Raw genomic sequence first — 22836 nt, 5'->3', positions numbered from 1 at the left:
CCTGACCCGCACAGCAAAGATCCCCGCCCAACGGGACGGGGATCGCTCGAAACGCGAAGAGAAATCACGCTTTGTGGGGAAATAACGTGTCCGAGATTCGAACACATGTACGGACCATATGTGCACCATTCTGGGGTGCACATGCTCATAGGTTACGGTGCAACTCGCCTTGGCTGCAAAGGCACGGTAAAGCTCGGTGTCGTGACGCTCTGCAAGTAGTCTAGCGGTGTGCCGCTGCGGAATGGTCCAGCTATCTTCATGGTGCCAAGCGCGAAACCTCGACGTTCCATTCACCTGTTTCGCATCGTAGGCAGCGCTATTTGCGCACCACGACGACGGGGATCCCAGCGACGACTCCCCGACGAACAAGCCGTCGCCTCGGTGGGTAAACGCGGGTGCGAGTTCCGCCCGGCCCCATCGGGACTCGGCCTGATCCACTCGGGCTGCGGACAAGTCGTGAACGGACAGGTACACGCCATTTTCCGAAACGCAGCTGGCGTCCATGCCAGCGCGTCGGCCCGGATGGCTAGTTCGGCTGGGAACGACGCCCGGCGTACGGCTTCAGCTGAATACAACTCCGCTGGACAAGCTCGTACTCCAACTCGTCGATGTTGCCGGAGCGCACTCGGGGCTACCGACTTGCCGACGCCGGCCCCCATCCGAACCGCGCCCCGCCGCCTGGGACGACGCCTACACCGCTTATAGCCCGACCCTGCCACCGCACCCCACGTCCGGTGGTTCTTCGAGCAGCGGCTCGCCGGCCAGCGCGTAGCCAGCATCGCCCGCGCCCTCAACGACAACGGCGGTGAGCCAGGATCGCGCCGACGAAGAACAGGACGAGGCCGTTTCCGGACCTCTGTCAGACGTCGTGCTCCGCAGAGCACCGGCCCGCGCGCGAACCACACAGAGCTCGCGTAGGTGTCGGCGGAGCCCGGGGTAGGGTGTCCGCTGGCTCAAACGAGTTGCCCGGGACACCCGTCGAGGGCATCCTCGGACGTTGTCGACCTTTGGGTGACTCAAAGCGGTTCCTCTGGTACCGCCAATTCAGATCGCGCTGGACTGGAGTTGACGAGGAGATGGCGAACCTCGCCGACGAGTGGCCCTTCCCCGGCGACCCGAACCACTTCGTGGGCGCTCGGCACCACACCGTGCCTCGCTTCTATCTCGAATACTGGGCAGACGCCGACGGTCATATCGACGTTGTCGAGAAGCCGGGTGGGCGCAGATATCGGACAGTACCCAAGACGGCCAGTGCGGAGACCGATTTTTACACCTATATCGATCTTAACGGGGATCCGGCCGGTCACATGGAGCAGGTGCTGGGGGTCATCGAAGCCGGCGCCTCCGCCGCGATCGGCAGGATCAACCACCCGACCTTCGGCCAGTTTCCGCCGCCTCCCGACGACAAGTACGAGATTGCCACCTTCCTTGCCTTTCAGAAGGTGCGGGGCAAGCGTCGGCGCAGAGAGATCGAGACCCAGGCCGACTTTTACGTGAAACTCCAGTACTCGGGGCTCGGTAGCGACGCTATCAAGAGGTTGCCTGAGGAGCGGCTCGGGCATGCTAGTCCAGAGCATATCGCTCAGATGGAAGAACTCGTCGCGAACCTGGATGATTACGAATTCGTTCCGGACCCTAACGAACATGTCCGCATGATGGGCAAGTTGGCGCACAAAATCTTCCCGCACCTCATGCGCCGGCATTGGTACCTCGGCGTCTTCGATGAGCCCGTCCTCGTCACCTGCGATGAGCCGGTCATGCTCTACAAGAGCAACCCCAGCCCGATTCGGGGCTACGGTCTGCTTGACGCCGACGAAGTCTGGTTCCCGCTCAACCCGTCCATGCTGCTGATACTGACCCGGGAGCCACAGCCGGTTTCGGCGCGGTTCTCGGCGTCAATCTCGACCGCGCGAATAGTAAACGCATACGCCGCCCACAATGCATACCAAAATATCTTTCTCCACCCAGAGCAGCCGGATATCGATACCGAGCAGTTGGCCGACAGTGCGCTCTTCGAAGTGGCCGCTCCGCCAGGCGTGATACTGCCCGATGGGGCCAACAAGCCTCTCAAGAACCGAACGACCGCGCGGCGGCGGAAGCCGAAGCGGAAGTAGCGCCACGAGAGGGGTTTCTCGCCAAGAGGCGTTGCCGGCGAGCGCCGGTACGGGCACATCTTCCGGCTGTTCGGGCGGCTGCGGTATCGGCAGCGGGGTGCAGGACGCGTACGCCGGGCCTCCGGTATAGCAGACCCAGATCCGGGACGACCTGGCCGCTTTCACAGCCGCCTGTCCGAAGACTGGCGCTGCGGCAGCGGTCGAAGTTACACCTGACATAGCCGGTCCGAGCTGACCAGGCGGTGCATTGCGGCAAGCATCTGATCCGGGTCCGACCGGGCCCGAGCGCTCCGGCTGTCGGCAGCAGAGCTGTATCGCCTGCCATTCGGCTCAGCAGTCGTTATTGTCGCGCCACCCGCTCATCGGCAGACACAGCAGGATGGTCAGCACTTCCTTTTGCAACGGCCGCTCAACTCGTCCTCGGCATCCGCCAAGACCCCCACGAAGTGCGAGGCCGCAGCCAGGACCCACAGTGCGGCAGAACAAGAAGTCAGAGCTCCCTCGTGATGGGTGGCCCTCACTTCACTGGGCCATTATCATCGTGCGTCGCGGTTGCCTTCGACGTGGTGCAGAACGAGGATGGCCTGCACGATCGCGGTGGCGCGGCGTGGGCAGCAGCGCAGCTTGGCCAGGATTTTCCAGGTTTTGAGCGTGGCGATGGCCCGTTCGCCACGAGCACGGATTTTCGCGTGCGCATGTTCACGTCATGGCGCCCGTGCTTGCCGGAGTAGTACGGCTTCTGATCGGCCACGCGGTCGATCGGTATCAGCGTGCCGTCCAGGACCGCGTACGCCAGTTGCCGGATGCGCCGCATCGCCATGGCCAGGTCGTCGGCGGCCGCGGCGAGCAGCGCGATGGCTTCCTGCACGTAGCGCCAGGCGGTGGCGACGCCGACGTCGAACCCGGCGGCGAGCCGGGTGAACGTATCGCCATTGCATAGGTGGGCCAGGGCGAGCATCGGCGACGGTCAACGCGATGATCTCCGTGTCAGCGTGGGGTTGCTGGGCGGTGGCGGTGACGATGGTCAGGACGGCGAGGGCGAGCATGGCCAGGGTGACGTGGCGGTGCAGCCTCGCCTTCGGCGCGAAGGTCCTGTCAGGCGGTCCTGCGCAAGGCGATTACATTGTCGGTCACCTCGGCCGTCTGGCCGCCCGGGCCGGTGGCCGTCCGATTGCGGGCTTCGCGGCAGAGCACCTGCCAGGACGCGGGATCGAGGGCCAGACCGGCCAGGGTCTCGTCCGGGGTGGGAATCGTGGCCCCCTGGTTCCAGGACCATGGGGCCACCGAACCATGGTCGACGATCAGCAGCAGGCCGCCGGGGTTCACCTGTTCGCCGAGTTCACGAAGGATGCGGGCCTTGGGAAACTCGAAGAGGCTGTGCAGGTAATGAGCGCTCACCAGGTCCCACGTGCCCGAGGGCAGGGAATCTGCCAGGTCGTGCCGTTCGGTACGGATGCTGTCACTCAGCCCCTCTTGGGCGGCGCGCTCGTTGACCCGTTGCAGGGCGGCATCGGCGATGTCGACGGCAGTGACCTGCCAGCCGCGTTGGGCGAGCCACAGGCTGTCGCCGCCCTGACCGCATCCCAGGTCGAGGGCGGCGCCCGGCGGAAGGTCGCCTACCGTTGCGGCAAGCCTCGGGTTGACGCGTACCTCCCACGGCGAGGCAGCGACCTGCTGGTGCAGGCTCTCCCAGAACTCGGCCGGCGTCGCCGCGTCCGGGGGGTCCATGTATGTCATGCGCTCACGTCCTCGCGATCGATTGGGCTCCGCCGGCATGGTGCCCTCTGTTCCGTGGTGCCGGCGAGAGAAGTTGCCGGATCGGCAAACGCCGTTCGGCGGGACAATGAGGGCTCAGCCGCACGGGTGGGGCGCGATCGGTGTCAATGGCCAAGCCCAGATAGGTGTGCGGGTCTACTTAATACTCCGCGCGAATTGGCTCTGCCGTTGGGCGTGGCATGGGTATGGAGACGTCGCCGCGTGCCGTGATGACCGCGACACAGAACGATCAGAGCGGACGGTAAAGCGGGCTGAGCCCTCGGCGGAGGCGAGAGCCGCCGTCGAACTGGTCCGGGCAGCCAAGAAACAAAGAGTGTCGCTGAACGGTCCGAAGGCTGTGCTGACCGACGCGTCGGGCCCGGTGCAGATCGACGTGCCGCGGAACCGGGCGGGCACGTTCGAACCGCAGATCGTGCGCGAGCGGCAACGGTGCCCGTCGGGGGCGACGAGGTCGTGTTGTCGCTGTATGCCAAAGGCCTGCCCGCCGACGACATCAGCGCGTCGCTGTGCACGCCTGCCGGCACCTCGCCTTCCTCCGGCAGATCGGTTCCACCGTCGCCGCAGCCACCGATGCCGCACCCACTCTTTGGGAGCTCATCGCCGAGTTCTCACCGGCCGTTGCGGGCGCCCTCATCCCTCCACAGCCCCGGTGCTCGCCCGTACCGACTGAAGACCACTTCCGACCGACGTCAACGCTCTCAGGGACCGTCAACCGGCTTCGGCGGGAATCCGCCAAGCACGGGAGTCGGAGCATTCGCGGGGGCCACCTCAACCGCAGCGGCCGTGAACGTCGGATTGGCCTGGAAGTGCGCCCGCCGTGACGCGCGGCGGAACGCACCCAGCACCGCTGGTCCGGCGAGGGTGACGAGGACGGCTGTGGTGACCGCTCGTCCGGTGTCCCAGCCGAGCGAGGTGACGGTGAAGAAGGTCAGGTACCGGTGGAGTTGGTCTGGCACCGGCAGGCCGGGTTGGTAGGCGATTGAGCTGGTCGGGTCGAGGGAGAACGGCCAGAACGACAGGTTCAGCATGAAGCCGAAGAAGTACCCGCTGAGGGCGGCGTAAGCGGCAAGCAGGGCGATCTCCGCCCGTCCCCTGAGCCTGGGGAGCAAGCCGGCGAACATGCCGACCCAGGCGCAGCCGAACATCTGGTATGGCATCCACGGGCCGACTCCCCCGGTGAGCAGGGCGGAGGCGAACAGGGAGGTGCAGCCGAGCGCGAAGCCGAAGCCGGGCCCGAAGACCCGGCCGGCGAGGACGAGGATGAAGAAGACCGTCTCGATGCCGGCCGTGCCCGCTCCGAGCGGTCGCAGGGCCGCGTTGATCGCGGACAGCACACCCAACATGGCCAGGGCCTTCGCGTCGATCCTGCCGTCGGCGATCTCGGCGAAGATCACCCCGAGGACGAGGAGCAGCAGCACCCCGAACATCAACGGCGGGGTCTGGGCCGAGCCGAAGGTGCCCGGTGCGACGACGAACGGCCAGAGGAACGCGACGAAGCCCAGGAACGACGCCATGGTGATCGCGAGCACGGCACGGCCGGGCACGCGGACGGCGACGGTCAGCGTGCTCACGCGCGTACCTCCGGATTGTCGAGCGCGGCGGCGACCTGCCCGACCGTCAGGTAGGGCAGCGGCGCGAGGATCTTCGCGACCTGCGGGGCGAACGTGGGTGACGCGGTGAGCACGGTCGGGACGGGGCCATCGGCGACGACCTCACCGTCGGCCATGACCACGACCCGGTCGGCGGTGGCGGTGGCGAACTCGACGTCGTGGGTGGCCACGACGACGGCGCGGCCCTGCGCGGCGAGGTCGTCGAGGGTACGGGTCAGTGCGGCCTTGGCCTGGTAGTCCAGGCCGCGGGTGGGTTCGTCGAGGAGCAGCACGCCCGGCGTCACGGCGAGTTGGATGGCCAGGACCAGGGCGAGTTGCTGCCCGGCGGACAGATCCCGGGGGTGGTCGTCGCCGTCGATGCCGCCAGCGATGGCGTCGAGGAGACGCCGGGCGGTGCCCGGTTCAGCGCCGTCGCGGTCGGCCTGGTCGAGTTCGGCGTCGACGGTGTCCAGGTAGAGCAAATCGGTGGCGGTCTGCGGGACGAGGCCGACGAGTCGGCGGGCCTGGCTGGCGCTGACCCGTCCCGGATCGAGGACCTCGTGTGACGGATCGGGGACGGTGATGCTGCCGCCATCCCGGCGGCCAGAGCCCTGCAGGGCCCACAGCAGCGACGATTTGCCGGATCCGTTGCGGCCCATCAGCGCGGTGATCTCACCACGTACCAGTGTCAGGTCGACGCCGCGGACGGCGACGACCGGTCCGTGGCGGACGATCACGCCGGCTGCCGTCAGGGCGTTGCGGGCTTCGGCGTGGGAGTGTCGGTGTGGTCGCGGCGGTGTCGGGGGTAACCGGTCGCGCAGGGCCTTCGCGTGCCGGCGGGCGTCGCGCACCGATAGTGGCGGCGGCGACCAGCCGGCCAGACGGCCGAGGTCGACCACGGGTGGCGCGACGGTGGTGCCGGCGATGAGGACGGCCGGGTCGCCGTGGCGGACGGTGCCGTCGCGGGCAACGTGAATGAGCCGGTCGGTGTACGGCAGGACGCGTTCGAGACGGTGCTCGGCCAGGACGACGGTGACGCCGAGGTCGTGGACGAGCCGGGTGATGGTGGCGAGGACGTCGTCCGCGCCGGTCGGGTCGAGCGCTGAGGTGGGCTCGTCGAGGACGAGCACCCGTGGGTGGGCGGTCAGCGCCGCGCCGATGGCTACCCGCTGCTGCTGACCGCCGGACAGCTCGTGCAGGCCCCGCTGGCGCAGGTCAGCCAGGCCCAGCAGATCGAGGGTCTCCTCCACCCGGGTCCGCATGACCGCCGGGTCGAGGGCCAACTGCTCCATCCCGTACGCCAGTTCCTCCTCGACGGTGTCGGTGACGAACCCGGCCACCGGGTCCTGCCCGACGACACCGACCAGGTCGGCGAACTCGCGCGGCGGGTGGTGTGCGGTGTCCCGGCCGGCGACGCGAACGCTGCCCTGCAGAGTGCCGCCGGTGAAGTGCGGTACGAGGCCGTTGATCGCGGCGAGCAGTGTCGACTTTCCCGCACCGGTGTGCCCGACGACCAGACACAGCTCCCCCTCGTCGATGTCGAGGTCGACATCGCGCAGTGTGGGGCGGGACGCGCCGTCGTAGGTGACGCTGACACGCTCAAAGCGGATCATGACGGTGCTCCTGCGGTGTCAGCGGCGCGACGTCGTACCATGGCGGGCTCCGGTCGGTGCGGGCGCGGTGGTGTCGGTGCGGCGATCGCCGCGAGGGCGGCGATGAGGATCGCGGCGGCCGGTAGGGCGGGCAGGCTGGGCCAGTGCAGCGGGTAGAGGGTCGGGTTGAGCGCGGCGGGGTCGTAGCCGGTGCCGGCGCTGAGCACGACGGCCGTGACGACTCCGCAGCCGGCGACGGTCCACTCGGGCCACTGCCACGGGTCGGGTCGGTAGCGGCTGCGCGACACACGCCGCCCACCGAGGGCGAGCCCGGCCACGCAGAGCAGCACGCCGCCGCCGAGGCCACCGAGTCCGACCGGGCGGGGAACGCCCGGGTCGAGCAGTCCGTACGCGCCGACACAGAGTCCTGCCATGCCGGTGAGCATGAGGACTCCGGTGAGCCGTCGCGAGGCGAGTGTGGCGGTGCCGACCCGGCCGTAGCCGCGCGCGTCCATGGCAGCGGCCAGCCGCAGCGACCGGTCCAGGGCGTCGTGCAGGACCGGCATCAGGATGGCCCGTGCGGCGCCGAGGCCCTTGGCCCGTCCGGCGCGTAACCGGCGGGCACGCGCGACCCGTTGGACGCTCTCCACCAGTTGTGGTGCGACGCTCAGCGAGACGGTGACGGCGACGCCCAGCTCGTACAGCGCTCCCGGGAGGACCCGCAGGGCGCGTTTGGGGTTGGCGAGACTGTTGGCGGCGCCGATGCAGCACAGCAGGCACGCCAACCGGAGCCCGTCGACGGCGGCGGACAGGGTTGCCTCCAGGGAGACCGGGCCGCCGATCTGGATGCCCGCGTACCAGTCGGGGGTGGGCAGGTGCGGCAGCTGGAACAGGATGTGGTCCTCGGGGGTGATGCCGGAGGCGAAGACCGTCCGGAACACCACCCGGATCGCGATGATGAGCAGCGCGAGGTAGAGGTAGTAGCGGAACGCCCGCGCCCAGGGAGCGTCAGTACGGCGGACGGTGACGACGAACCCGAGCACCGCGAAGATGAGCAGCAGCAACAGCGGGTTGCTGGTGCGGCTCGCGGCGGTCGCCAGCGCGAGCGCCCACAGCCACCAGGCCACCGGGTGCAGAGGGCGGGGCAGCCGGGCGACCGCGAAGCGGTGCAGGAGGCCGGTGCGGGTCGGGGGCATCGGTTCAGGTGCGGCGTCGCCGCCAGCCGACGACGCCGCCGACCAGGGCGAGGACGGCCAGCAGGCCGACGGTGATCAGCGCTGGCAGCGCCGAGCCGGTGTCCTGGCGGGCGGCCGTCGCGGTGGGTGCCGCGTCGAGGATGCGCGGTCCGTCGGGGGTGGCCTCCGGCGTCCCGGACGGCACTCCCGCTGTGGCGGATGTCGTCGGGCTGGCCGGAGGCGTCGGCGTACCGCCCGTCGGGATCGACGCCGGTGCTCCCATCGGTGGTAGGCCGGGCGGGGGTGGGCCGATGCCGGGGTCACCCGGCGCCGGCGGGTTGCCGGCGGCCGGTGGGTTCCCGCCGCCGGGCTGAGCCGGGGTGGGCGCACCTGCGGGCGGCGCGGTGGTGGCGGCGCCGACCGGCGTGCTGTTGCGGGCGCGCACGCTGTCCGGGCTGACCGTGGGCCGCCCCTGGGTTCCCCCGATGTCGGTCGCCCCGAAGATCCAGAGGTCGACGCTGCCCGGCTTGGGTTTGTAGCTCATCGCGCCGAGTTGGCTGTAGACCCAGCTGTTCTGTCCCGGGTCGGCGTGCCAGTACGACCAGTAGGCGCTGGCCGGTGGGGTGAGCGCGCACTTCTCGTCGGCCGGGGTGGGGTACTGCGTTCCACCCTGGTGACCCGCGTAGCCGATGCGGCAGATGAACGCCGGGCCGTCGTGCTGGGTTCCGGTGGTGCGCCAGCCGCCCTGGTTGAGCAGTTGGTAGCCGGTGGTCGGGGTGGTGCCGCAGGACCGCAGCAGCGGCCCGCCCCACCGGCTGAAGTCGACAGCGAGGATCACCCCGGACGAGGTGGTGCACTGCCCGATCGGCAGGGGCGCGGCCAGCGCCGGCGTAGGTGCCACCACCGGCGCGGCGACAATCGTCAGGGCCGCGATCGACCGGAGCCACCGGCGGGCGGTCACGATCCACCGCCGGCGTCGGACACCGCGCGGCGACGGGCGGCGACCAGCAGCAGGACGCCACCGACCACGAGCACCAGCGCCAGCAGGGCGATGGTCACGATGGACACACCGGTACGGGGCAGATTGCCCCACGAATGCCCGCCAGGGCCCGTCGCCGACGGGGTCGCACCGGGTGTCGCCGTCGGCGAGGCCGACTGACTGGCGCTCGGCGTCGGCGTCGGCGTGGGCGAGCCGGACGGGTCCGGACCCGGCAGCTCGTGCACGTCCCGGGTCAGGGCGGCGAACGAGATGCCGGTAGCACCACCGACGACCTGGGTGGAGGCACGGACGTCCGATCCCGCCTGACCACCTGCCGTGACAGTGAACCCGCCGTCGTCGTTCTGCTGGGCCGCCAGGAACGCCAGCGCCTTGTCGACCTGAGCGGCGTAAGTGGTACCGCGCAGGGTGAGGCCCTGGATCGCCAGGGCGGTGGAGTTGGTGGAGTCCCCGGCCGCGCCGGGGAACCCGCCGTGCTCCTTCTGCGTGGACGCGATCCAGGTCAGCGCCTTGTCGACGGCGCTGACCGCCGCCGGGTCGTCGGCCAGCGGCGCGAGCGCCATCGCCGCCATCGCGGTGCTGTCGACGTCCTTGTCGGCGTCGGCTGCCGGAATGAGGCTGGGGAACGACCCGTCGGCGCGTTGCAGTCCCTCGAGGAACTCGATCGGCTTTGCGGCGGCCTCGCCTTGCCCGGCGCGCAGCTGCGCGATAATGCCGAGCGACTGACCGAACACCGAGGTGGCGTACCGGTAGTTACCCGCCCCGGCGCAGCCGGTCAGCGCGTCGACCTTGGTGCAGGTCACGTCAGCCAGCGCGGCGATCAGGTCGTGTCCGCCGAACGACCGTGGGTCGTAGCCGGTGACCTGGGCCAGCAACGCCATCTTCCCGATCGCGCCGCCGACGGCGTAGTCGGTGCCGACGCCCAACCACATGTCGACAGTGAATTCGCTGTCGCCGACCGCGCCGCCGCCGCGCAGGAACTCGACGATCGCGCGCAGCTTGGCGTCGTCCCCGCCGGTGGCGGCCAGGGCGTAGGCACCGTCGATGGTCAACCCGAAGTCGGGGAAGCCGGGGAACGACTCGTAGTACCGGCCGTCGATCAGGTTGGCCGGCGCGACGAGGTAGGACACCCCCTTGACCAGGTCGGGTCGCGGCCCGGCCGGTGGCGGTGACGCACCCAGGGTGGCGAGGTTCTTGCCGGCCAGGGCGAGCGCGGCCGCGGCGGTGGCGGGCAGGTCAGCATCCGGATTGCTCGGGTCGGGGCTGAGCCCACCGCCGGTGACGATCCGGCTGACCAGCAGGCTGGTGGCGGTGGCGGCCCGGTCGGCAAGGCCGAGGACGGCGAGGGCCTGCGCGGCGTGCCCGGTTGGGTAGGTCTCGCTGTAGCCCGCTCCGGTCCATGGCTGGTAACCACCGTCTGGCTCCTGGGCCGCGGCCAGGAACGTCTTGGCCGAACTCAGCGCTGCGTCGTGCCCGCCGAGCGTGTGCAGCGCCAGGACGGCCAACGTCGTGGCCGCGAGGTCCGGGTCGCAGGCGTCGGTGGGGCTGCGCCATTGGCCGGCGAAGGCTCCCGTCGCGCACTGCTGCTCGGTCAGTCGGGTGACGGTCGCGGCCGGCGGGGTGACACCGGCCCGCTTGAGCGCGAGCAGGGCGGTCGCGTGGGTCAGGGGATCGCTCGATCCTGCGAAGTCACCGGCGGCGGCGCAGCCGGCATCGACATCGGCCGCGGTGCACACCCGGTCGGTGAGCGTGGCGACCAGATCCCGGTCGCCGAACGCGCGCGGATCTCCGCCGGTGATGGTCAGCAGGAGCGAGAGGTTGGCGACGTTGGCGATGTGGGGTGCGGCGGTGGCACCGTTCGGGAAGATCGCGGCATCGACGTGCGCCCGCAGGTAGTCGACGACCTTGGTGATGGTCTGGTCCTGCCCACCGGTCCCGGCCAGGGCGGTGGCAACGGCGATGGTCCGGTAGTAGTCGACGAAACCGTTGTCCACGTGGTCGCCGTCGGCGAGCTGCCCCACCAGGTAGCTCGCCACCGCCTTGACCTGCGCTTCCGTTGGTCGCGTCGGCACGGGCGTCGAGGTCGGGGTCGCCGTCGGAGTCGCAGTGGCGGTCGGAGTCGGGCCGCTCGCGCGTACCGACGCGGGGGTGAAGCTCGGCGCCCCGGTGCTGCCGCCGATGTCGGTGCCGCCGAAGACCCACGCTTCGACCTCACCCGGGCCGGGCCGCTGGGCCATGGCGCCGAGAGGGCTGTAGGTCCAGTGGTCCTGCCCGGCTGGGGCGATCCAGTAGGACCAGTAGGCCGACGCGGGCGGGGTCAACTGGCACGCCTCGTCGGCCGGCGTCGGGTGTTCGGCGCCGGTCTTGAAGTCGGGCGACCCGATGCGGCAGATGAAACCGGGTCCGTCGTGGGCGGTGCCGGTGGTGGTGAAGCCCGCCTCGTGCAGCAGGTCCAGTCCGGTGGTCGGGGTGGCGTCGCAGCCCCGCAGCAGCGGCCCACCCCACGCCCCGAAGTCGACAGCGACGATCGCGCCCTGGGTCGGGGTGCAGGACTCCAGCGGGTCGGCGATCGCCGCACGGGTCGGCACCACCAGCGTCAACGCGCCCAGCATCACCGCAGCGACGAGCGCCACCCACCCCGTGGGCACACGGGACGTTCGACTGACCAGTGGGGACATGGCGACTCTCTCGGGGGCTAGCGGCGCAGGCGCGGACGCGGACCCCGAGGACAACCCCGGAAACCTGGCTCCGCGCCATGTACCTCGACGGCGCTGCGGTGCACTATCCAGCCAGGTAATCCGACTCGTCCCGGTAACGGGACCTACGGCTGCGGGCCAGCGCCGGACTTTGACCGGCTTCCCCTGACTGCTGGATCGGGGCCATCGGACCACAACCGCGACCACCACGTCAACGCGAGGGCGTGTCATGTACCTAACAGCGCGGGGTAGGGGCTTCCTCCCATACGGTGACCGCGTCATCGCGTGGGGGAACCCGGTGGGAATCCGGGGCTGACGCGCAACGGTGAGGACGGTTCGCCCCGTCCCGAGCCCGACTACCCATGTGGTGACGCAGCACCTGCGGTATCCGTCCCACGCGTCCTGCGGCCGGCCCGCCCCGCTCCCGCAGGCCCTACCCGGGCTCCGGGTCGAGGCAGTCGTGCCCCGTACCCCCAAGGAGACCCGATGTCCTCGCGCCTTTCCTCCGGCAGTCGTCGGAGACGACTCGCGACAGTTCCCGCCGCCGCGCTGATCGCCACCGCCGTCGCGGTCACGACCGGTGCCGTACCGGCCGCCGCGACCTCGACCGCCGCGCAGATCGCCACCGCCAAGACCAACGGCGTCGCCTACCTGCGCACCCTGCAGGCCGCCGACGGCAGCTACGCCAGCGGCGGACTGTCGAATGAGTGGGCGTTCAGCGCGTTCGCGCCCGCCGGTGTCGCGGCCGTGGACGTCTACCCCTCCGGCGACACGACCAAGAACGCCCGCACCGTCTACCGCAACCAACTCTCGGCTGCGTCCTGGCCGAGCAGCACCCCGGTGGTCACCGACTACGAGCGTGGGGTCCTGAACGCCTACGCTGCGGGTATCGATCCCGCCCGGGTCTCCCCCACCCGTAACCTGATCGCCGACACCATCGCCTACTGGCAGACCAGCGCGGCCGGCTACTACGGTCCGCCGGCCAACGTCAACGGCACCATCTTCGCCACTCTCGCCCTGGCCGGCGCGAAGACCCAGACCGGCGCCGCCCGCGTACCGCAGGCACTGCTCAACCTGTCGGTCACCCGCATCCGCAACAACCAGCACAACGACGGCGGCTGGACCTTCACCCAGGCCGAGGGCAACCCCACCCAACTCGCCGCCGCCAGCGACATCGACATGACCGGCGCGGCCATGGCCGCCCTCTGCGCCGCCGGAGTCCCCAACACCGACACCGACGTCGTGCAGGCTAAGAACTTCCTCAAGAGCAAGCTCGTCAACGCCTCGGGCGCCTTCACCTCGATGTTCGGCGTGAACACCGACTCCAACGCCTGGGCCGTCTCCGGGCTCAACGCCTGCGGCATCCCGAGCCAGGGCACCGACTTCACCACCACCGCCGGAAAGACCCCGATCGACTTCCTGCGCGCGCAGCAGCTCAGCGGCGGCGGATTCAAGTACCTGCCGACCAACACCACCCCGTCGGCGTACGCCTCCATCGACGCCGTGCGCGCCCTCGCCGGCGCCGGCTACACCGCCGCTCCCCCGACCCCGGTCACCGCCGGCGCGCCCACCTGGGTTTCGGCGAGTGGTTTCACCGCGGGCACCGCCACCCGCCTTGCCGTGATCATCGACAATGGCAGCGGCAGCATCAAGCCGTGCGCGGTGACGCTGACGCCGACCGCCGCCACCACCACCCTCGGCGCCGTCCTGGACGCCGCCGTCGGCGCGGCCACCCCGAGCGGCTGCGTCACCTCTCTTCTTCCCACCAGTGGCACCGGCACCATCACCTCGATCAACGGCCTGGCCAACAGCGGCTCTTCGACCTGGAAGGTCGCCCGCGACGGCGGCACCCTGGCCACCGCGACCCGCGGCTCGACAGTGACCGTCGGCGACACGATCTACCTCCGCTACGGCGTCTGATTGCCGCTAGTGGGATGGTCAGCGGCGCCACGGCATGACCACTTCGTTGATCAACTAGCCGATCGGGTCGACCATCGGGCGACGTGACATCGCGGGCCGCAGGCCGAGGTCCTGGTCATCAGCCACGACCAGAGCCTGCGGCGCCGCTGGGCCGATCGGATCGTCGGCCTCGCCGGTACAGCGCGCGCACACCCCTGAGGCCCGCTCCGGCACCCCGGAGCGGGACGACACAGCGAGCAGATTCTCCAAGCGGACAACACGACGGTGAACATCTCGCAGCTGCTGGCGAAGCTGGCGCGTCTGGGCCTCGCTAGCGCCAAGCTGCCGACGGGCGGTCTCGAGTCGTTGGAAGTCAGCCACGGCCAGCACGGCCATCTGCTGGCCGTCCATCGTCAGGAAACGGTGCTCGATCTTCCGGCGCATGGGGCCTCCCCGAGGTGGGCGGTAGAAGCTGCTGTTGTCCGCTGGGTCCCGCCGACGGGCGGAACCCAGCGGACCGTCATGCGGGCGGGGACTGCGCGGTCTCGGCCAAGAGCAACGACAACTCCCGGACCAGATCATCCATCGACTGGCCGCTCTGCGCCTTCACCAAACCCAGAGCGAGATCGGCCAACAGGTAGAAACCGAGGGTACGGGCCTGCTCGGAACTGAACGCCGACATCAGTTCCTCCGCGCCGGCGAGGTCACCGCGGTGCTTGGCGGCGATGACCCCGGCGGCGCGTTGGACGATCTCGGCCGCTTCGGGGGTGTACCCGCTCACGCCGAATCAGATCTTCGGGGTGGCGGCGCGGGCGGCGTCGAAACGCGAGATGACGTCGGTCCAGTTGACCAGGTTCCACAGCCGGTCCACGTAGTCCGGGCGGACGTTGCGGTACTGCAGGTAGTAGGCGTGCTCCCAGGCGTCGAACACCAGGATCGGGGTGGAGCCCTGCCCGACGTTGCCATGGTGGTCGTAGACCTGCTCCACGATCAGCCGCCGGCTCAGCGGCTCCCAGGCCAGGACACCCCAACCGGAGCCCTGCACACCCTTGGTCGCCGCCGACAACTGGCCGGCGAAGCCGTCGAAGGAACCGAAGTGCTCGTCGATCGCCGCCGCCAACTCACCGTCGGGACGGTCACCGCCGTCCGGGGACAGGTTGTTCCAGAAGATCGAGTGCAGGACGTGCCCGGACAGGTTGAACGCGAACGTCTTCTCCAATCCGACCAGGGTCGAGTAATCGCCCTTGTCGCGGGCCTCGGCGAGCCGGTCGAGCCCGTCGTTGGCGCCCTTGACGTACGCCGCGTGGTGCTTGTCGTGGTGCAGCTCCAGGATCTCGCCGGACATGGCGGGCTCGAGTGCGCCGTAGTCGTAGGGCAGGTCGGGCAGGTTGTACACGGCCATGAGTACGTCCTCTCAATACTGCCTCAATTTGGCTGTTGCCACTATCTTGCAACAAGAGCCCTGGGAGTGGGGACGCGACTGGTCGGATCGGATGGTCTGCGCCGTGCACACTCCGTCGGATCACGGGCCTTGACGGCGAGCCCCACCCGTGGGAACACTGTCCGTCACAACTTCATACCTGTGTGCTGACGGGGGAAGTCCGGTCGAAATCCGGCGCTGGCCCGCAACGGTAGGCGGCGACACACGTAGTGACGCCGCGAGCCCGATTACCCGTCAGTCCGCATGACCAGCCTCCCCACCCGTCGTGGCCCACGGGTCGGAGCCGCCCGAACCGGAGTCGGGTCGTCTCGGACCATCGGAGCCCGGAAAGGCGTCGCTTCATGGTCAACCGCCCCCTCCGGCACCGCGCCCGCATCCTCGTAGGCGCTGCGCTCGCCGTCCTCACGCTCCCCCTGACAGCCTTACCGGCCGCCGCCACGGCGTCGCCGCCCACCCTCAACAAGGTCGACGCCGCCGCCGGCTGGCTTGCTCGCCAGATGGTCGACGGCGAGCGGTTCGAGGTCGTCTTCGACGGCGTCGCCTATCCTGACCAGGGCCTCACACTCGACGCGGTGTTCGCCTTCGCCGCAGCCAAGACGGCCGACACGAACGCGGCGAACGCCATGTCGTGGCTCGCCCAACCGGCCGTGGTGAGCGGCTACATCGGTGACGGCACCGAGGCGTACGCGGGCGCGACCGCGAAACTCGCTCTGGGTGCCCAGGTCCGCGGCCTCAACCCGGCGACGTTCGGCGGTGTCGACCTGCTCACCCGGCTCAACAGCCTGCTGACGCCGAGCGGCCGGTACTCCGACCGGTCGGCGTACGGCGACTACAGCAACACCTTCACCCAGTCCTTCGCGGTGCTGACGTTGGGCCGGGCCGGAGGTGCACCGTCGTCGGCGGTGACGTTCCTGGCCACGAGCCGGTGCGCCGACGGTGGCTTCCCGCTGCTCCTCGCGCAGCCGACCTGTGTCAGCGACGTCGACGCGACCGCCTTGGCCGTTCAGGCCCTGCTGGCCGCGGACCGTCCGTTGGTAGCCGCTTCGGCCGCGCAGTGGCTGGTCTCCGTACAGGGCAGTGACGGCTCGTTCGCCTCGAACGGCGTGACCAACGCGAACAGCACCGGGCTCGCCGCCCAGGCGCTCTTCGCCGCCGGCCGGTCGTTGGCCTGGCTACGCGCCCGTCAGTTCCTGGTCAGCCTGCAGGTCACCTGCACTGGCGCACCGGCCGATCGCGGCGCCATCGCGTACACCCCCGGCGGGTTCGATGCGAGCACCGCCGCCCGGGCCACCGCTCAGGCCGTACCCGGCATGACAGGCGCCGGGTTCGCGACCTTGTCGGCCACCGGCGCTCACACTGCCGCGCCGGTCCTGGCGTGTGTGCCGTGGTGACCCGGCGGTGGGCGACGATGCGCCGACGGATGGCACTGCTGTTGGCGGCCACCGTCGTCAGCGTCGGCCTGGTCGCCGTCGACCCGGTGCCACGTGCCGCGCACGCGGCGGCGTGCGCCCCGGGTGCGGGCGTCACCGTGGTGGTCGACCTCACCGCGTTCGGCCTCGGTGTCCAGACCGGCTGTCGTCTCGGTGATCCGCCGACCGGCCTGGCCGCGTTGCAGGGAGCCGGGTTCGCCGTGACGGGTACCCAACGGTGGGGGCTCGCCTTCGTCTGCCGTATCAACGGCTATCCCACAGCCGCCTCTGAACCGTGCGTCAACACGCCGCCCGCCAGCGCCTACTGGTCGTACTGGCACGCGGCACCCGGCGGCACCTGGTCCTACAGCACCCTCGGCGCGAGCAGCTACAACCCCGCCCAGGGCACCGTCGAAGGATGGCGGTTCGGGTCCGGGCAGGCCCCGTCCATCTCCCCGCCGTAGCGGGCCCCGGTCGGGAGTCCGGGCTCCCCGGACTCCCGACCGGTCCAGCCTCGGTTGGACGACGAGGAGAGTCTGCCCGCCGCAGCGGCACCGAGGAACAGCTCGCGGCCGTACGATGGTCGGCAGTGCTGGTTCGCCGCACCGCCTCGGTGTGGCGTCGTAAGAGGGAACCCGGTGGGAAACCGGGACTGCCCCGCAGCGGTGAGTGGGAACGACCGCCGTCATACGCACTGGACGCGTGAGCGTCTGGGAAGCGACGGCCAGTAGGAGATCGGGTCACCCCGGTCACGCCCACGAGTCCGAAGACCTGCCCGCACCGCGCACGCGTCCGCGTGCGCCGCCGTCGGCCTCTCGGGAGGGTCAGGGCGAGGCCCGGCCGTCAGGCGGTGCCCTGCCGTGTCCCTCCAGTGTGGTCGATGGTCGACCTCGAGGGAAGGACACCTGTTCCGTGACCACACCGTTCGGGCTGAGCACCGTGCTCGGCTACCCCCGCATCGGTCCGCACCGCGAACTGAAGCACGCCGTCGAGTCCTACTGGGCGGGCCGGATCGACGCGAACGCCCTCCAGGCAACCGCCGCCAACCTCCGCGCCGACGTGTGGCGCACGCTGCGCGACGCCGGCCTGGACTCGATCCCGTCGAACACGTTCTCGTTCTACGACCAGGTGCTCGACACCACCGTCCTGGTCGACGCGGTCCCGGACCGGTTCCGCCGCCTCGGTCTCGGCGACCTGGACACCTACTTCGCGATGGCGCGTGGCACGGAGCGGGAGCCGGCGCTGGAGCTGACGAAGTGGTTCGACACCAACTACCACTACCTGGTGCCGGAGGTCGGCCCAGACACAGCGTTCACCGCGCGCCCGGACAAGGCGGTGCGGGAGTACGGCGAGGCGAAGGCGCTCGGCGTCACCACCAGGCCGGTGCTGGTCGGTCCGGCGACCTACCTCCTGCTGTCGAAGGCCACCGACGACGCGCCCGAAGGGTTTCGGCCCTGCGACCGGCTCGACGACCTCGTCGCTGTCTACGAGGACATCCTCGGCGCCCTGGCCGACGCCGGCGTCGAATGGGTTCAGCTCGACGAACCCGCGTACGCCGCCGACCGCACCCCGCAGGAGATCACCGCGCTGCGCGCCGTGTACCGCCGGCTCGGCGTCCTGAAGCACCGGCCGCGGCTGTTCGTCGCGTCGTACTTCGGCGACCTCGGCGACGCGTTGCCGGCACTGCTGAACACGCTGGTCGAAGCGGTCGGCATCGACCTCGTCGCCGGGCCAGGCAACCTGAACCGGCTCGCCGCCGCCGGCCCGCTGCACGGCAAGACGATCGTCGCGGGACTGATCGACGGACGCAACATCTGGCGCACCGACCTGCGCTCCGCCGCCGCGACCGGCGCCGCGCTGACCGGCCTGGCCGACCACGTCGCGGTGTCGACCTCGTGCTCCCTGCTGCACGTGCCGGTGGACCTCGCCGCCGAACCTGACCTGGACCAGGACCTCCGTGTCCGGCTCGCGTTCGCCCGCCAGAAGGTCGACGAGGTGGTCGCTCTCGGACGCGCCCTGCGCGACGGTGTCGGCGTCCTACCCACTGCTCTGCCGCCGACCCCGGCGGCCTGGCGTAACGACGGTGTCCGGGCCCGACTCGAGGCGCTTCGCCCCGAACACCTACGACGCGGGCCATACGCGCAGCGGGCCGCCACCCAGCAGGCCCGACTGAACCTTCCACCGCTGCCCACCACCACCATCGGATCGTTTCCCCAGACCACGGAGCTTCGCCAGGCCCGTGCGGCGCACCGGGCCGGTCGGCTCGATGACAGCGGCTATGCCGAGCGGATGCGCGCCGAAGTCGCCCACGTCATCGCCGTGCAGGAACGACTCGGACTGGACGTGCTGGTCCACGGCGAGCCGGAACGCAACGACATGGTGCAGTACTTCGGTGAACAGCTCGACGGGTTCGCCGCCACGGTCAACGGCTGGGTCCAGTCGTACGGCTCCCGGTGCGTACGCCCCCCGATCATCTACGGCGACGTCGCCCGGACCGGCCCGATGACAGTCGCCTGGTCCACCTACGCGCAGTCGCTGACGAACCGACCGGTCAAGGGCATGCTCACCGGACCGGTGACAATCCTGGCCTGGTCGTTCGTCCGCACCGACCAACCCGTTGCCGACACCGCCAACCAGGTCGCTCTCGCGCTCCGCGACGAGGCCCGCGACCTGGAGGCCGCCGGCATCCGCATCATCCAGGTCGACGAACCCGCCCTGCGGGAGACACTGCCGCTGCGCCGGGATGAGCAGCACGCCTACCTGGACTGGGCGGTCGGGGCGTTCCGGCTCGCCACCAGCGGAGTCGCCGACGCCACCCAGATCCACACCCACCTTTGCTACTCCGAGTTCGGCGAGGTCCTGCCCGCAATCGACGCCCTCGACGCCGACGTCACCAGCATCGAAGCGTCCCGGTCAAAGATGGAGATCCTCGACGATCTGCGCACCACCGGCTACGAACGGGGTGTCGGCCCTGGCGTGTACGACATCCACTCCCCCCGCGTACCAGAACAGGCCGAGGTCACCGACGCGCTACGCCGCGCCGTCGCCGCGGTGCCCGCCGAAAGGCTCTGGGTCAACCCCGACTGCGGCCTCAAGACCCGCGGCTACCCGGAGGTCGAACAAGCCCTGACCCGCCTCGTTGCTGGCGCCGCCGAGATCCGCAGCACGCTCACCTGAGCACACGGTGGGGCGGCGTGTCGCCGCCCCACCGTGGCTTACGACAATGCGCATCCGATGTCCGCGTCGGCCGCACGGGCTCGTCAACCTGCGCCGACGGAAACCTGCCGAGCGCGGGAATCCGGGCGGCCGGCGAGGATGGCGGCGAGGATCTCCGCGCCGTCGACGACCCTGGGGCCGGGGCGGTTGAAGTAGGCGGGCCCATCTACCACCCACACTTCGCCCCGACGAACCGCAGGCAGGTCAGCCCAGCCGGGTTGCCCGGCCGCCACGGACAGCTCGTCGACGGTCCGTTCGGGGGTGAACCCACACGGCCCGAACACCACCACGTCCGGGGCCAGGTCGGCAACCACCGACCACAGGTGTGGAGTGCTGTGCGCCCCTGGACCGAGCAGCAACGACCGGCCGCCCGCGGCGGCGATCTGCTCGGGCACCCAGTGCCCGCCAGGCATCAACGGGTCGAGCCACTCGACGAACAGCACCGTCGGCGCGCCGGACGACGGGCCGGGCAGCGCGGCGAGTCGACGCTCGGCGTCCGCCCGGATCTTCGCCGCCCTGCCGCGGTGCCGGTCAAGGAGGCCACGGCGTCGACCGTGTCCAGTATCCCGCCGATGGTCCTCGCCTCCAGGGACACCACCCTGGTATCGAGATCGATCAGCCGAACCGCGTCGTTGACCCGCGCATAGGAGACCGCACACACGTCGCACAGGTCCTGGGTCAGGATCAGATCCGGCTTCACGTCCTCCAGCATCGTGACGTCGAGCTGGTACAACGACGACCCCCGGTGCGGGTCGCCGGCGATCGCCGCCGAGATCTCCCGGCTCGTCAACTCCTCGGGCAGAGACGTCCCCGTCACCACCGGGACATCGGCCAGGTCTCCCGGCGGCCAGTCACACTCGTGCGTGCGGCCGACCAGATGCCCGGTCAGGCCGAGCATGGCCACGATGTCCGTGGCCGCCGACAGCAGTGAGACGATGCGCACACCCGCCTGCCTACCAGGCATGACCGCGCCACGTCCACCTCGCGAGCCGGACCACGGAGGCGGTCACCGCCTCTCGCTACGACCCGAGCGCGAGGCGTACCCCGAGCGCGACGAACGCGGCTGCGCAGATCCGGTTGATGCGCCGCGACCAGCGACCGTCAGTCATGCGACTGCCGAGTCGCCCGGCACCGGCGCCCAGGGCGATGTCGACGGCGAGTTGCACCACGACGAAGACCGCACCGAGAAGCACCAGTTGGGCGGTGGCATTGCCCCGTGCCGGGTCGACGAACTGAGGCAGGAACGCCACGCTGAACAGGATCATCTTGGGATTGAGGAGCTTGGTCACCAGTCCGCGCAGGAAGGCCCGCCCAGAGCTGCCACCCCGCTCCAGCTTCTCGGTAGGCGCGGCGCCGGCGCCGCGCAGGGCCCGCACCCCGAGCACGATCAGGTACGCCGCACCGACCCAGCGGATCACGTCGAACAGCACCGGCGAGGCGGAGATCACCGTGGCGAGTCCGCAGACGACCGCCGCGATGTGCACCACCTCCCCGGTGGCGACGCCGAGCGCGGCCACCACCCCGGCGCGGGTGCCGTAACGGGCGGCGTTGGCCAGCACGAACATCATGTCCGGACCGGGCGTGACCATGAGGACGACGATCGCGGCGAGGTAGCCGACCAGCGTTGCAACGGAGAGTCCGAGCACGATTCAGCCCTCCTCGGCGCCGTCGAGCAGCGCTCGCCGTAGCGCCAACCGGTGCTCGCGGCGGATCTCCGCTTCGCGGTACCGCCGCCGGTCCCCGTCGGTCTCCGTCAACAGCGGCGGCACCGTCCTCGGCTGGCCATCGTCGTCGATGGCGACCATGACCAGGTGGGCGGTGGCCACGTCGGTGGGCGGAACCGCCCGGTCCCACCGGTCGGCGGTCACCTTGACCGCCACCTCCATCGAGCTGCGACCGGCCCAGGTGATCCGCGCGTCGACGTGCACGACGTCGCCGACCCGCACCGCCCGCAGGAACGCGGTCTCGTCGATCGCGGCGGTCACCGCCGGCCCGTCGGAATGGCGGGCGGCGACCACCCCGGCCACCGAGTCGATGAGGTTGAGGATCCGGCCGCCGTGCACCGTACCCATCAGGTTCGTGTGGTGCTGGTCCATGATCTGCGACAGGGTCAGGTGCGACGCCGATGGCGCTCGGCCGGCGATCGTGGTGGTGTCGTGCACAGCGGTAGGTCCGTCCCTCGGGAAACCACACCCCCGGACCACGGACGCACACTGACGAGGACGCGCCCACGCAGAGAGCGCGACACGTCACCCGCTCAGCCCACCCGCGAGGCCGACGGCAGCGCACACGGTTGTGTACGCAGCACTGGCAGGTCTTCGGACTCGCGGGCCCGACCGGCTGCACGCCGGTCCCCTACTGGCCGTCGCTTCCCAGGCCACTGGCCCAGTGCTGATGACGGCGGTCGTTCCCACTCACCGCTGCGGGGCAGCCCCGGATTCCCACCGGGTTCCCTCTTACGACGCCCAGCCACCTCGTGACCGAGCGAACCAGCGCCGCCCGAAGCATAGCTCGCGCGGATGACCTGCTCAGATGCCGGGACTCCCGGGCATCAACGGATTGAACCGCTCGACGATCAACCTGGGAGGGTAGGAGGTCTAGCCCATCCGCGCGAGCCGGACACCCTGTCCGCCTGCCGCAGGCTTATACGAACAACACTCATACCTCCCCGCAAGCATCTCCCGATCGTGGAGGTCCCATGGCGACGAGGACGATGACAGAACCGGGACGGGGCACCCTCTCGTCCTGGGCCGTCGGGCAGCGGAAGCTACGGCCACAACGGTTCACCCCGGCCGCGGATGGACTGCGGTTCGCGTTCTACGGACGGATGTCCACCATCGACTTTCAGGATCAGGCGTCGTCGTGCCGGTGGCAACGCGACCACGCCGAAGGCTTGGTCGCCGGTCATGGCCGGATCGTGGTGGAGTTCTTC

Annotated in this window: 18 protein-coding genes, 3 pseudogenes and 5 riboswitches; of the genes and pseudogenes, 7 read left to right on the top strand and 14 right to left on the bottom strand. The window is 70.1% G+C overall.

What is annotated here, in order from left to right:
• Positions 1-1076 precede the first annotated feature (1076 nt).
• Positions 1077-2114 (top strand): DUF4238 domain-containing protein, encoded by a 1038-nt coding sequence (locus ACZ6NZ_RS32245; protein ID WP_465861622.1) that lies wholly within the window; start codon positions 1077-1079, stop codon positions 2112-2114.
• 536 nt (positions 2115-2650) lie between these two features.
• Here the strand turns inward: ACZ6NZ_RS32245 and ACZ6NZ_RS32240 are convergent.
• Positions 2651-3072: pseudogene (locus tag ACZ6NZ_RS32240) on the bottom strand (transposase family protein); the annotation flags it as partial.
• 137 nt (positions 3073-3209) lie between these two features.
• Positions 3210-3851, bottom strand: a complete 642-nt coding sequence (locus ACZ6NZ_RS32235) for a class I SAM-dependent methyltransferase (protein ID WP_465861620.1) — start codon at positions 3849-3851, stop codon at positions 3210-3212.
• A 248-nt stretch (positions 3852-4099) separates the two neighbouring features.
• Between ACZ6NZ_RS32235 and ACZ6NZ_RS32230 the strand changes: the two are divergent.
• Positions 4100-4391 (top strand): annotated as a pseudogene (locus ACZ6NZ_RS32230) (transposase); the annotation flags it as partial.
• Between the two features lie 197 nt (positions 4392-4588).
• Here the strand turns inward: ACZ6NZ_RS32230 and ACZ6NZ_RS32225 are convergent.
• From ACZ6NZ_RS32225 to ACZ6NZ_RS32205, 5 genes are read right to left on the bottom strand one after another with little or no spacing between them, the layout of a single operon-like run.
• On the bottom strand, positions 4589-5461 hold the full coding sequence (locus ACZ6NZ_RS32225; protein WP_465861619.1) for an ECF transporter S component family protein: 873 nt from the start codon (positions 5459-5461) through the stop codon (positions 4589-4591).
• A complete protein-coding gene (locus tag ACZ6NZ_RS32220) occupies positions 5458-7092 on the bottom strand; it encodes an ABC transporter ATP-binding protein (RefSeq protein WP_465861618.1) in 1635 nt (544 codons plus the stop codon). The genes ACZ6NZ_RS32225 and ACZ6NZ_RS32220 overlap by 4 nt, the downstream gene beginning before the upstream one ends.
• Positions 7089-8267 (bottom strand): CbiQ family ECF transporter T component, encoded by a 1179-nt coding sequence (locus ACZ6NZ_RS32215; RefSeq protein WP_465861617.1) that lies wholly within the window; start codon positions 8265-8267, stop codon positions 7089-7091. Before ACZ6NZ_RS32215 ends, ACZ6NZ_RS32220 begins: the two co-directional genes overlap by 4 nt.
• Positions 8268-8271: 4 nt before the next feature.
• Entirely contained in the window at positions 8272-9207 is a 936-nt protein-coding gene (locus tag ACZ6NZ_RS32210; protein WP_465861615.1) for an LPXTG cell wall anchor domain-containing protein, read from the bottom strand.
• Positions 9204-11891, bottom strand: a complete 2688-nt coding sequence (locus ACZ6NZ_RS32205) for a prenyltransferase/squalene oxidase repeat-containing protein (protein ID WP_465861614.1) — start codon at positions 11889-11891, stop codon at positions 9204-9206. The genes ACZ6NZ_RS32210 and ACZ6NZ_RS32205 overlap by 4 nt, the downstream gene beginning before the upstream one ends.
• A 123-nt stretch (positions 11892-12014) precedes the next feature.
• Positions 12015-12130: riboswitch (cobalamin riboswitch) on the bottom strand.
• Positions 12131-12184: 54 nt separating this feature from the next.
• A riboswitch (cobalamin riboswitch) is annotated at positions 12185-12321 on the top strand.
• Positions 12322-12425: 104 nt separating this feature from the next.
• Between ACZ6NZ_RS32205 and ACZ6NZ_RS32200 the strand changes: the two genes are divergently transcribed.
• Positions 12426-13859: a prenyltransferase/squalene oxidase repeat-containing protein gene (locus tag ACZ6NZ_RS32200; protein ID WP_465861613.1), complete on the top strand. Its 1434-nt coding sequence runs from the start codon at positions 12426-12428 to the stop codon at positions 13857-13859.
• A 54-nt stretch (positions 13860-13913) separates the two neighbouring features.
• Here ACZ6NZ_RS32200 and ACZ6NZ_RS32195 read toward each other — a convergent pair whose 3' ends face one another.
• The 3 genes from ACZ6NZ_RS32195 to ACZ6NZ_RS32185 form a co-directional block, all read right to left on the bottom strand.
• A complete protein-coding gene (locus ACZ6NZ_RS32195; protein ID WP_465861611.1) occupies positions 13914-14282 on the bottom strand; it encodes a hypothetical protein in 369 nt (122 codons plus the stop codon).
• A gap of 76 nt (positions 14283-14358) precedes the next feature.
• Positions 14359-14619, bottom strand: a complete 261-nt coding sequence (locus ACZ6NZ_RS32190; RefSeq protein ID WP_278140396.1) for a superoxide dismutase — start codon at positions 14617-14619, stop codon at positions 14359-14361.
• 6 nt (positions 14620-14625) lie between these two features.
• Positions 14626-15240 carry a superoxide dismutase gene (locus ACZ6NZ_RS32185; RefSeq protein ID WP_465861610.1) on the bottom strand — a complete coding sequence of 205 codons (615 nt, stop codon included), beginning with the start codon at positions 15238-15240 and terminating at the stop codon, positions 14626-14628.
• A 166-nt stretch (positions 15241-15406) separates the two neighbouring features.
• Positions 15407-15567, top strand: a riboswitch (adenosylcobalamin (AdoCbl) riboswitch).
• Positions 15568-15620: 53 nt separating this feature from the next.
• On the opposite strand from ACZ6NZ_RS32185, the gene ACZ6NZ_RS32180 reads away from it, so the two are divergent.
• The 3 genes from ACZ6NZ_RS32180 to metE all read left to right on the top strand — a co-directional run bounded on the left by ACZ6NZ_RS32180 (position 15621) and on the right by metE (position 19865).
• Positions 15621-16670 (top strand): prenyltransferase/squalene oxidase repeat-containing protein, encoded by a 1050-nt coding sequence (locus ACZ6NZ_RS32180; RefSeq protein ID WP_465861609.1) that lies wholly within the window; start codon positions 15621-15623, stop codon positions 16668-16670.
• 17 nt (positions 16671-16687) lie between these two features.
• Entirely contained in the window at positions 16688-17152 is a 465-nt protein-coding gene (locus ACZ6NZ_RS32175; protein ID WP_465861607.1) for a hypothetical protein, read from the top strand.
• A gap of 112 nt (positions 17153-17264) precedes the next feature.
• A riboswitch (cobalamin riboswitch) is annotated at positions 17265-17481 on the top strand.
• A 119-nt stretch (positions 17482-17600) separates the two neighbouring features.
• On the top strand, positions 17601-19865 hold the full coding sequence (metE, locus tag ACZ6NZ_RS32170) for a 5-methyltetrahydropteroyltriglutamate--homocysteine S-methyltransferase (RefSeq protein WP_465861606.1): 2265 nt from the start codon (positions 17601-17603) through the stop codon (positions 19863-19865).
• Positions 19866-19948: 83 nt separating this feature from the next.
• On the opposite strand, the gene ACZ6NZ_RS32165 is transcribed toward metE, so the two are convergent.
• From ACZ6NZ_RS32165 to ACZ6NZ_RS32150, 4 genes are all read right to left on the bottom strand, one after another.
• Positions 19949-20347 (bottom strand): TroA family protein, encoded by a 399-nt coding sequence (locus tag ACZ6NZ_RS32165; protein WP_465861604.1) that lies wholly within the window; start codon positions 20345-20347, stop codon positions 19949-19951.
• Positions 20317-20847 (bottom strand): TroA family protein, encoded by a 531-nt coding sequence (locus ACZ6NZ_RS32160; protein WP_465861603.1) that lies wholly within the window; start codon positions 20845-20847, stop codon positions 20317-20319. The genes ACZ6NZ_RS32165 and ACZ6NZ_RS32160 overlap by 31 nt, the downstream gene beginning before the upstream one ends.
• A 76-nt stretch (positions 20848-20923) precedes the next feature.
• The gene (locus tag ACZ6NZ_RS32155) at positions 20924-21550 is read right to left on the bottom strand and encodes a LysE family translocator (protein WP_465861602.1); all 627 of its coding nucleotides are present in this window, start codon (positions 21548-21550) and stop codon (positions 20924-20926) included.
• A 3-nt stretch (positions 21551-21553) separates the two neighbouring features.
• On the bottom strand, positions 21554-22000 hold the full coding sequence (locus ACZ6NZ_RS32150) for an acyl-CoA thioesterase (protein ID WP_465861624.1): 447 nt from the start codon (positions 21998-22000) through the stop codon (positions 21554-21556).
• A 196-nt stretch (positions 22001-22196) separates the two neighbouring features.
• Positions 22197-22413, bottom strand: a riboswitch (cobalamin riboswitch).
• Between the two features lie 204 nt (positions 22414-22617).
• Here ACZ6NZ_RS32150 and ACZ6NZ_RS32145 point away from each other — a divergent pair.
• Positions 22618-22836 (top strand): annotated as a pseudogene (locus tag ACZ6NZ_RS32145) (hypothetical protein); the annotation flags it as partial.

The sequence above is a fragment of the Micromonospora sp. NPDC047756 genome (genome assembly GCF_055587245.1).
This window is presented reverse-complemented; position numbering and strand designations above follow the sequence as displayed.